The organism is Sulfurovum sp., assembly GCF_049668085.1.
Classification (GTDB): Bacteria; Campylobacterota; Campylobacteria; order Campylobacterales; family Sulfurovaceae; genus Sulfurovum.
This window is the reverse complement of record NZ_JBATIY010000097.1, coordinates 1-10,242: the sequence shown is the minus strand read 5'-3', so window position 1 is coordinate 10,242 and position 10,242 is coordinate 1. Positions and strand designations below refer to the sequence as shown.

Here is a 10,242-nt window from a genome sequence, read left to right as displayed (position 1 = left end):
ATAAGGTGCATCTTTATCAACCAGGACAAGTATTTATGGCTGCCGGACTTTACACTATAGATGATATTAAGAAAGATAATAAAGACTTTGTTCCTGATGGTGTTAACTGGATTCTAGATGAAGTAGCTTCGTTTGATCCTGACAATAATAAAGTAACTACACGTGCCGGGGAAGAAGTACCTTATGATTACATAGTTATTGCTACAGGAATGGAATACCATTATGACTGGATCAAAGGTCTAACCGAAGATGATATAGGTAAAAATGGTATCTCTAGTGTCTATTTAAGTGATCTTGAAAAAGGTACTGCTGATGGTGGTTCTTTAACATGGGAATGGTTTGAGGCATTGAAGGAAGCAGCAGCTTCAGGTAAAAAGCCAACAGCTATTTATACAAGTCCAAACACAGCTATTAAATGTGGTGGGGCGCCACAAAAAATTCTTTATCTAAGTGCAGACCACTTGAAAAAAGATGATCTGGGGGCTGATTATATTTTTGCAACCAATAGTTCAAAGCTTTTTAAGCATCCAGAGTTTGATGCATCACTACAGAAAGTACAGACGCAATACGACACGATCACTAATAAGTTCAGACATAATCTTGTTGCCATTGATGTAAATAAAAAGGTGGCTACCTTTGAAGAAACCTATGAAGTCAAAGGTGAATACGATGAGGATCTGGACGAGTATGATATGTCTGAGGAAAAAAGAATGGTTGATATGTCTTATGACTTCATCCATATAGTACCACCTATGGGTGCATCTCAGGCTTTGATTGATTCTCCTTTGGGGTGGCAAAAAGGTTCTGCAAAAGGTTGGCTCGAAGTAGACCAGTATACAATGCAACACAGAAGATACGATAATGTATTTGGTATTGGTGATGTATGTGGTATACCGCTATGTAGAACAGGTGGTTCGGCAAGACACCAAGGTCCAGTTGTTGTAAACAATTTGATCGCAGCACTAGAAGGAAAACCGCTTAAAGAGAAATTCGATGGCTATACTGTTTGTCCTATAAAGACTGGATATGGAGAGATCATGATGGCAGAATTTAACTATGAAGGAGTAGCTCCGACTATACCTTTCCTTAATCCTGCAAAGCCAAGATATTTCTGGTGGGCATTTGACCTTTACCAGTTGAAACCTATGTATTGGTATCTAATGTTAAGAGGTTGGTTTTAGACAGAAAATATAGTTATAGAATAGGACTGTTTTAGTCTTAATAAATAATTATAATAAATAATAAAAGTATGATATACTTATACATAACAACACTAATAAAGGAGTAATTATGAATGGTTTTGATGCACTTTATGAGAAAGCTAAAGATCGTGTACAGGCGTTATCTGAGTTGCCTTCATCTAAAGAAGAGTCGATAGAAGAAATGCTAGAGGATAAGGGATTTGAACGGCGTGACTTTATGAAGTGGGCGGCTGGTATTACAGCAATGCTTGCATTACCAGCTCAATTCACACCTTTATTTGCCGAAGCTGCAAAGCTTGCAGATAGAGTACCCTTGGTCTGGCTGCATATGGCAGAATGTACAGGATGTAGTGAATCACTTATCCGTTCAGATTCACCTACTATTGATTCTTTGATATTTGATTATGTATCTATTGAGTATCATGAAACACTTATGGCTGCTGCAGGTTGGCAGGCAGAAGAAAATCTTGATAATGCATTAGAAAAATACAAAGGACGTTATATCTTGCTTGTTGAAGGTGGTGTACCAACAGCAAATAATGGTCAGTATTTGACATTAGGTGCTCATGGTAAAACAGGTCTTAGTATTGTAACTGCAGCGGCAAAAGATGCCGCAGCTATCTTCTCTATTGGTACTTGTTCAAGCTTTGGGGGTATTCAGGCTGCTGCACCTAATCCAACAGGAGCAAAAGGTGTAGATAAGGTTGTTTCTCAACCAGTCATCAACGTACCGGGTTGTCCTCCTAGTGAAACGAATATTGTAGGAACGCTCATGCACTTCCTACTCTTTGGTACATTGCCGGCACTAGATCGTTACTCTCGTCCAAAGTGGGCTTATGGTCATAGGATTCATGATCTTTGTGAGAGACGTGGACACTTTGATGCTGGAGAATTTGTAGAGAGCTTTGGTGATGATGGTGCAAAAGATGGATGGTGTCTCTATAAACAGGGGTGTAAAGGTCCTTATACATTTAATAACTGTTCAACAGAACGCTTCAATCAAGGTACGAGTTGGCCCGTTCAAGCAGGACATGGTTGTATGGGATGTTCAGAACCGGATTTCTGGGATACTATGGGTCCACTAGAAAAACCGATCAAGTCACATTTGGTTATGGGACTTAACTCAACAGTCGATAAAGTTGGTACAGTACTTCTTACTGCAACGGTTGTTGGTATCGGTGCGCATGCTGTTGCAAGTATGTTTATGAATAAAAAAGATGAGAAGGAAGGATAAATTATGGGTAACAGACGTGTAGTTATTGATCCAATAACAAGAATTGAAGGCCATCTGCGTATAGAAGTAGAGGTAGATGAAAACAATGTCGTGCAAAAAGCTTACTCATCATCCACTTTATGGAGAGGTATTGAACTTATCCTTAAAGGACGTGATCCTCGTGATGCAGGTCTGATGGCACAGCGTATTTGTGGTGTTTGTACCTATTCACACTATAAGGCGGGTGTGGAAGCTGTAGAAAATGCATTAGGTGTAGAAGCACCTTATAATGCAAAACTTGTACGTTCTCTCTTAAATGCATCTCTTTACATGCATGACCATGTCGTTCATTTTTATCATTTACATGGACTAGACTGGGTTGATATTGTATCAGCATTGAGTGCAGATCCTGAAAAAGCATCTAAATTGGCTTTCAAATACTCTGATCTGCCTATTGCTACTGGTACAGATGAGCTTACTGCTGTTCAGCAACGTGTAAAAAGTTTTGTAGATAAAGGCCAACTCGGGCCGTTTGCCAATGCATATTGGGGAAATGGAACTTATAAGTTCTCTCCAGAGCAAAACTTGATTGCACTTTCACACTATCTTAAAGCACTTGAAGTGCAACGTATAGCAGCACAAATGTTTGCTATCTTTGGTGCAAAACAGCCACACCCACAAAGTCTTGTAGTCGGTGGGGTTACTTGTGTTCGTGATATTTTAAGTCCTACTCGTTTATCACAGTGGAGAGAAAAGTATAAAATTGTGAAAGATTTCATCGATCGTGCTTATCATGCAGATATTGTCATGGCAGCAGAAGCATATGGTACTGAAGAGAGTGTTCTTGGTGGTGTAGGTGTGAAAAACTTCATGGCTGGTGATGGATTTATGCTCAATCGGACAGAACATCTTTTCCAAAGTGGTATCATTAAAGGGGGAGACCTTAGCCAGGTATTTGACATTGATGATATGAAGATCGAAGAGGATGTCACACACGCATGGTATAAAGGAACAAAGCCACTTCAACCGTATGATGGTGTAACTGACCCTGACTATACTGGTTTTGTGGATGGAGATACGGTCAATGGTGAAGCAAAGGTCATTGATGAAAATGCAAAATATACTTGGGTGAAAGCGCCACGTTACGATAGCGAAGCGATGGAAGTAGGACCATTATCTTGTTTACTTGTGAACTATGCAAGAGGCAATGAAAAAGTGCAAGCTGAAGTGGGTGGATTCCTGAAAAGAACAGGATTGCCAGTAGGTGCACTCTTTACAACTTTGGGTCGTACGGCAGCACGTATGCTACAAACTAAATTGATCTCTGATAATGCAATTACTATTTTCAATTCATTGGTTGAGAATATTAAAACAGATGACAGTACGTATACTAAGTTTGAAATTGATCCTTCAAAAGAGTATACAGGACGTTTCATAGGTGAAGTGCCACGTGGTACATTGAGTCACTGGGTGCGTATTAAAAATGGTTTGATCGAAAATTATCAAGCAGTTGTACCTACAACATGGAATGCTGGACCAATGGATGCAAACGGTACTATTGGACCATATGAAGCATCATTGGTTGGTTTAAAGCTGGAAGACCCAACTAAACCGCTTGAAGTACTTAGGGTCATTCACTCATTTGACCCATGTATGTCATGTTCTGTTCATGTCATGGATATGAAGGGTGTAGAACTTAGTGAATTTAAAGTGAACCCTATGAGCAGTGGAGCAAGTTGCTAGCAAAATTAGAATATTCTTTATAATAATGAAGGAGAAGGAGTAAACATGGCACATGAAGAAAAATATACCTCAGACCATCCCGACTTTGTCTACAGCAGTGGCAATAGAATTTTACACTGGATACGTGCTCTGGTCATTACAGGATTGATCATAACAGGTTTTTATATTGCAGATCCATTCCTTACGTCTGAAGGTTCAACTGATAAACTTCTTTATGCAGAGTGGACCAAGTGGCATTTGATAATGGGATTTGTTTTGTTAGCTTCCGGGATACTTCGGATCTATCTTTTCTTTTTTGGGAAAGACAGTGAAGGGGAATTGCGTTCACTCAAAGATCTATTTAGTGTAAAGTCTTGGATCACCCAACTAAAGTCTTATTTCTTTGTAGGTGAGTTACGTAAAAAAGGTTTGTATGGACCGTTACAATTTTTGACGTATACAGCCATTATGTTATTGTTAGTTATTGTATCTATTACGGGATTGGTACTTTATGTACATGTATATCATCAAGGACTTGGTGGTTGGCTATATGAACCGATGCGTGTTGTTGAAGCATGGATGGGTGGACTTGCAACGGTACGTTATGTCCATCATATTGCAGTATGGGGTTTCCTGATCTTTATTCCTATACATATTTATTTGGTAATTTGGTCTGCTATTCGCTTTAAACATGCTGCACTTGATGTTATGTTTACAGGGTATGATTACCATCTAAAAAAAGAACAAGAAGAAAAAAATAAAGAAGACAATACGTGAAAATATTAGTGTTGGGTATAGGTAACCTGCTTTTTGGTGATGAAGGGATAGGTGTCCATTTCATAAAATATATGGGAGAGAAGTACACTTTTGAGGGTGAACACCAGCTTGATATAGTCGATGGTGGTACACTCGCTCAGAGACTTATTCCTATTATTGTGGAGTATGACCGTTTGATCATTGTCGATACGATCAATGCTCCTGGCGTTCAAGCAGGAGAAGTATATTTTTTTGATTTTGATGCTGTACCAGATGCTGTGGACTGGCAGGGGAGTGCACATGAAGTTGAGATGTTACAGACGCTCAATATGATGGACCTAGCTGGTGATCGTCCTCCAACCATGATCATAGGTGTCGTACCTACTATCATCGAAGCGACAGAGTTTTCTCTCTCGGAAGGTGTATCTGATGCTGTACCGGTGATGGAGATGACCTTACTAAATCATTTAAAAACAATAGGTATTAATGCAGTGAAAAAACAGGACGTAGACATACAAGCCATTCTTCCAAACTCTTTCAGGGCTCTTGATGCATATAGCGTTTAAATTTGAGTATATTCATGATAATGGACTATTTTCACGACTATTAAGTCGTATTCAGGAACTCTCAGCTACACCTATTTCCCTCCATAAAGATGGAGTACATTACCGGATAGAAGCCTTAGGTACTCAAGAGGTTTTAGAGGCATTAGCAGAACAGATATCTACTCTTGTTCCTCAATCCCTTTTCTTACGTGAGTATAAGATAGAAGAAATTCTTAAAGAGGCTGAAGACGGAGAGAATGTAATCACACCTTTATCTTCAGAGAAAACACAATTTAAAGTTCCTTACTGTCCTGAATGTCAAGAGAATGTAGTCAAGACACTCAACCCATTTGTCCCATGTTCGGTCTGTGGATTCACTGAAACATCACTGAATATGGATACGTTAGCTTCCTTCACGGGAATTACAGCTACTACTGATGAAGTATTCTTTACACAATTGGCTAATGTTTTAATTGAGAGGGGAGAACTTACTTTACCTACCTATAACGGAATACGTCATTTTTCACTTCTAAACGCTACCTCACAGAATGGTGAAGGTATATTGTTTTGTGATCCTACTGAGATTTCAGATAAGTTTCTTATCACACAAGGAGAATTGGATTCTCTGATGATGGTGGAGAAACCTACGGTTAGATTAAAAGCAAAATTGAAGCTTCGTGTAGAATATGAGTTAAATGAACCATTCTATCCTGTTTTCTTTGCTGATGATAAAGTAACGTTGGCTCTTACTACAGCATTAAAAGCCAAAGGGGTAGATGCTGTGTTCTCTGATCATATACCGACACTTCGTACGGCTTCAGCATTGGATGAACATGTGATCATCGCTACAGGACGTGATATGTTACCATGGAACACTCCTTTAGCTTTAAAATATGCTTCATTTTGTGAGTACGGCGGATTTGAGGCATTTGATGATAAAAATGGATTACATCTAGGGTTAAAATTTGATTTAGGTGATCAACCACGAATCCAGTATGTATCAAAGTATAAAAGATCTCAGGTTGAGAATGCCATTCGTTTTGAGCCAGCGCACGCTGCGTTACGTTCTATTGTTCTTGAAAAGTCGCTAGAAGAGCAATCTCTTTGTGGCATACACCTTAGTAGAGAGAATCATTCACATATATTTAGTTATTCTAAGAAAATAGGCTATACACCTATGGTTCTTTTTAGTAATGATCATCTCTCCCAACCTAAGCAGATGTTAGACGCGATAGCTGAAATGGATGAAGGTGGAATGCGACTTGTTAATAATTTTAAGAATACATTTCCAGAACTCCATGCAAAAGTGGAAAAGACACGTTTTAATACAGGTCACCAGGTCTCTGATATAGCTAAACTCTGGTCTATGGCTGCTGTATTCATCGGTTTATATGAAGGAGATGATGTAGGTAAAGCATGTGACGTACTTGAATCAACGGCTATAGAGTTTGGTGGAAAATCAGGTCCTCGTATTGATTACAAGGTCATCAGTACAGATGAGGGCTATCAACTAGATTTTAGGCTTGCTATTCGTTCTGCTATGAGTTTTAAACTAGCCGGTCTTGATGATTATCTTCTTAGTTTCGGATTTATTGATTCGTTGGCAGACTTTATTGCACAGCAAGCAGAAAACTCAGATGCCAATATTGGTATCAACGGTGTGACGTTAAGTGGTAGTCTCTTTGAAAACCGTCAGTTACTCATGCGTACTTATAATGCATTGAGTGTCAATTATTCTATCTATAGAAATGAGCGGCTAAGTGTAGATGGTGCCAATGTGGCATTGGGAGCCATTACACTTGGCAATGAAGCATAAACATTGCCAATCAGTCTGCATATGGTAGAATACAAAGAATACTAGGACAATACACGCCATTGATGAATTAGAAATTCCCCTTTGGCAAGGAGAATGCAGTACATGGAGCTATCTACTTATAAGATACAGATAGAAGGTACCGTACAAGGGGTTGGGTTTCGCCCTTTCATCTACACACTCGCAGACAGATATGCACTCAAAGGTACGGTACTTAACGGTACCCATGGTGTAGAGATAGTCATCACCACTACGCAAAGAGAGTTAGAGACATTTGTCTCTGCCATAAAAGAAGAACTTCCCCCACTTGCAAGCATCGATAAGATGACCACTACTCAAATAGCTCAAACAACTTTCACTGACTTTCAAATAATCAGCACTGATGATGAAGGTGAAGTGACCGTTCGCATCCCAGCAGATGTAAGTATCTGTAAGCAGTGCAAGCAAGAACTTTTTGACCCACACAACCGTCGTTATAAGTATCCATTCATAACTTGTACGCAGTGTGGGGTGCGTTACTCTATCATCTACGACCTTCCTTATGACAGAGTACATACCTCTATGAAGTTCTTTGAGATGTGTAAAGCGTGTGAAGAAGAATATAGTAACCCGCTAGATAGACGCTACCATGCACAACCTATAGGCTGTTATGAGTGTGGGCCTACACTAGAACTACGAGACAATCAAGGCACAGTATTAGAAAAACCTAAAGAGGTACAGAAGGTTGCAGCACTACTTAAAGAAGGAAATATTGTCGCGGTTAAAGGAGTGGGTGGTTACCACCTCATGTGTGATGCGAGCAATGCTGAAGCTGTAAGTAAGTTACGTGCGCGTAAACACCGCCCAAGCAAACCTTTTGCACTCATGGTCAAAGACATTAGTATGGCTAGAGAACTTGTAGAAGTCTCAGCTAAAGAAGAGGAACTACTCAGCTCAGCCCAACGCCCCATCGTCCTACTTGAGGGCATGAAAAAAGAGCTAGAGGGTGTGGCGCCTAAGCTTACTAGGTTAGGATTGTTCCTCCCTTACACTCCACTACATCTACTGCTTTTAGATGAACTCCAAAGACCACTCGTTGCCACTTCTGCCAATGTGACAGATGAACCCATTTGTACCAACCTAGAATCTTTAGAAAAACTACAAGGGGTGTATGACTATGTGTTAGAACACAACCGTTCCATAGTCAACGGGTGTGATGACTCAGTGGTGATGGTGGTAGATGACCAAGAGGTTATCTTACGTCGATCAAGAGGCTATGCACCTGCTAGCATCACTTTACCTAAGAGACTTATCGAAAATGTACTAGCCCTAGGCGCAAACCAAAAAAGCACGGTAGCCATAGGGTTTGATAATCAAGTAATTCTTTCTCCACATATATGTGACCTAGATAGCATTGCTTCTGTTGAGTACTTCAGAAAGAATATAGAGTCTCTTGAGCGTATCTACAGCTTTAGCCCGACACTCATAGCCCACGACAAACACCCAAACTATGAATCTACAAAGGTAGCCAAAGAGATGAGTCAAGAAAAAGGCATACCTACTCAAGAAGTCCAACATCACTATGCACACATACTAGGAGTGATGGCAGAAAAACAACTTCAAGGTAAAGTCTTTGGTGTAGCGTTTGATGGTACCGGTTATGGGGATGATGGCAACCTTTGGGGTGGAGAGTTCATGGTGTGTGACTATGAGGGATATGAGCGTGTGGCACACATCAACTACTTTAAACTCCTTGGTGGTGCTAAAGCTATCAAAGAGCCTAAGCGTGTAGCACTCTCATTACTTTTTGACCTTTACCAAGAAGATGCACTAACTTTAGATAACCCAACCATCCAAGCCTTTACTGAAGTTGAGTTAAAGATCTACTTCCTAGCATGGCAAAAAGGGCTTAATACACCTCTGAGCTCTTCTGTTGGTCGGTTGTTTGATGCAGTGGCTTCATTGTTAGGCATTTGTCAGTTAATGAGCTTTGAGGGTGAGAGTGGTATGTTACTTGAAGAATACTACAGCAGTGATGTAGTAGGGCACTACAGTTTTAGGTATGACAATGGGAAGATAGATATTGTACCTATAGTCAGTGAACTGATACAAGAGAAAGATACAGTAGTGGCTGTCTCAAAGTTTTTCCACACTTTAGTAGAGATGATAGCCGTGGTGTATGCACCTTATCACATGCCTTTGATACTAAGTGGTGGAGTGTTTCAAAATAGGGTGCTTTTATCTCTGATACTTCGGAGGTTCCCTGATGCTGTTATCTCGAATAATATTCCTCCAAATGATGGAGGGATAGCACTTGGACAATTGGCATCTCTTTTAGATGATTTTTAGTGTTTTATATTGAGGAAGAAACCTTATAAAGTTATATATTTTATAAGGTTTTGAAAAAGAAGTTAATTATTTGTTTGAAAGAAAGATAATAATTATATTAAGTAACTAACCTTAATACTTAAGTGTACATCCATCCCAAAAAGTAACTATTTAAAAGTTATTCATGGGATGAAATGATTTATTGTGGTTTGATACAGCGTATTGCTTGTCCCTCTGATCTTGAATTATTGGATATAAACAACGTTGTAATAGGTGCGGTCTCAAATGTGATTGAATATGCTTCTCCACTTGGCCTTTCAACTCTTGTCCAATAACTTCCTTGTCCATTACCAGAGCCAGGTTCTAGGGTACCAGTAGTGCTTCTATATCCTGATATAGTTAGTTTCAATGCAGTAAGTTCAGTTGTATTTAAATCAGTAAATTCTGTGTCTGAAGCAACAATATAGCCACAAGGACAGACTTGATTTAGATTGGACACGCTTGTAGGAGACCCCCATAGAGCAGCTCTTTCTGAACCATTTTGGTCAACATTATCTTTGACCCAGTCCAAATTACCATTGTTATTTTGTCCTTCAGTAATAAACAAACCATCCCAAGCTTCTCCTGTATTAGGATCAATCGTGGTTGCATGGTTTCCGCCACCACTTCCCTGGCTTGTAGTGG

The 10,242-nt window shown here is 39.7% G+C and carries 8 protein-coding genes; 7 read left to right on the top strand and 1 reads right to left on the bottom strand.

Annotated features, from left to right (window positions below; genetic code table 11):
- From WBM70_RS06510 to hypF, 7 genes are all read left to right on the top strand, one after another.
- Positions 1–1,181: NAD(P)/FAD-dependent oxidoreductase (locus WBM70_RS06510; protein WP_424557692.1), on the top strand; the 1,181-nt coding region annotated here is incomplete at its 5' end.
- A 109-nt stretch (positions 1,182–1,290) separates the two neighbouring features.
- Positions 1,291–2,436 carry a hydrogenase small subunit gene (locus WBM70_RS06505; RefSeq protein WP_424557691.1) on the top strand — a complete coding sequence of 382 codons (1,146 nt, stop codon included), beginning with the start codon at positions 1,291–1,293 and terminating at the stop codon, positions 2,434–2,436.
- Between the two features lie 3 nt (positions 2,437–2,439).
- On the top strand, positions 2,440–4,158 hold the full coding sequence (locus WBM70_RS06500) for a nickel-dependent hydrogenase large subunit (RefSeq protein ID WP_424557690.1): 1,719 nt from the start codon (positions 2,440–2,442) through the stop codon (positions 4,156–4,158).
- A 45-nt stretch (positions 4,159–4,203) separates the two neighbouring features.
- Complete coding sequence (gene cybH, locus WBM70_RS06495; RefSeq protein ID WP_424557689.1) at positions 4,204–4,914, top strand: Ni/Fe-hydrogenase, b-type cytochrome subunit; 711 nt, start codon at positions 4,204–4,206, stop codon at positions 4,912–4,914.
- Positions 4,911–5,459, top strand: a complete 549-nt coding sequence (locus WBM70_RS06490; protein ID WP_424557688.1) for a HyaD/HybD family hydrogenase maturation endopeptidase — start codon at positions 4,911–4,913, stop codon at positions 5,457–5,459. The genes cybH and WBM70_RS06490 overlap by 4 nt, the downstream gene beginning before the upstream one ends.
- Complete coding sequence (locus tag WBM70_RS06485) at positions 5,443–7,254, top strand: hypothetical protein (protein ID WP_424557687.1); 1,812 nt, start codon at positions 5,443–5,445, stop codon at positions 7,252–7,254. Before WBM70_RS06490 ends, WBM70_RS06485 begins: the two co-directional genes overlap by 17 nt.
- A gap of 102 nt (positions 7,255–7,356) precedes the next feature.
- Complete coding sequence (hypF, locus tag WBM70_RS06480) at positions 7,357–9,579, top strand: carbamoyltransferase HypF (protein ID WP_424557686.1); 2,223 nt, start codon at positions 7,357–7,359, stop codon at positions 9,577–9,579.
- Positions 9,580–9,757: 178 nt separating this feature from the next.
- Here the strand turns inward: hypF and WBM70_RS06475 are convergent.
- Positions 9,758–10,242 (bottom strand): hypothetical protein (locus WBM70_RS06475; protein WP_424557685.1); only part of this gene is annotated, 485 nt, incomplete at its 5' end.

Coding starts and splice junctions, on each gene's coding strand:
- WBM70_RS06505 (WP_424557691.1), top strand. CDS start 1,291: ATGAATGGTTTTGATGCACTTTATGAGAAAGCTAAAGATCGTGTACAG.
- WBM70_RS06500 (WP_424557690.1), top strand. CDS start 2,440: ATGGGTAACAGACGTGTAGTTATTGATCCAATAACAAGAATTGAAGGC.
- cybH (WP_424557689.1), top strand. CDS start 4,204: ATGGCACATGAAGAAAAATATACCTCAGACCATCCCGACTTTGTCTAC.
- WBM70_RS06485 (WP_424557687.1), top strand. CDS start 5,443: ATGCATATAGCGTTTAAATTTGAGTATATTCATGATAATGGACTATTT.
- hypF (WP_424557686.1), top strand. CDS start 7,357: ATGGAGCTATCTACTTATAAGATACAGATAGAAGGTACCGTACAAGGG.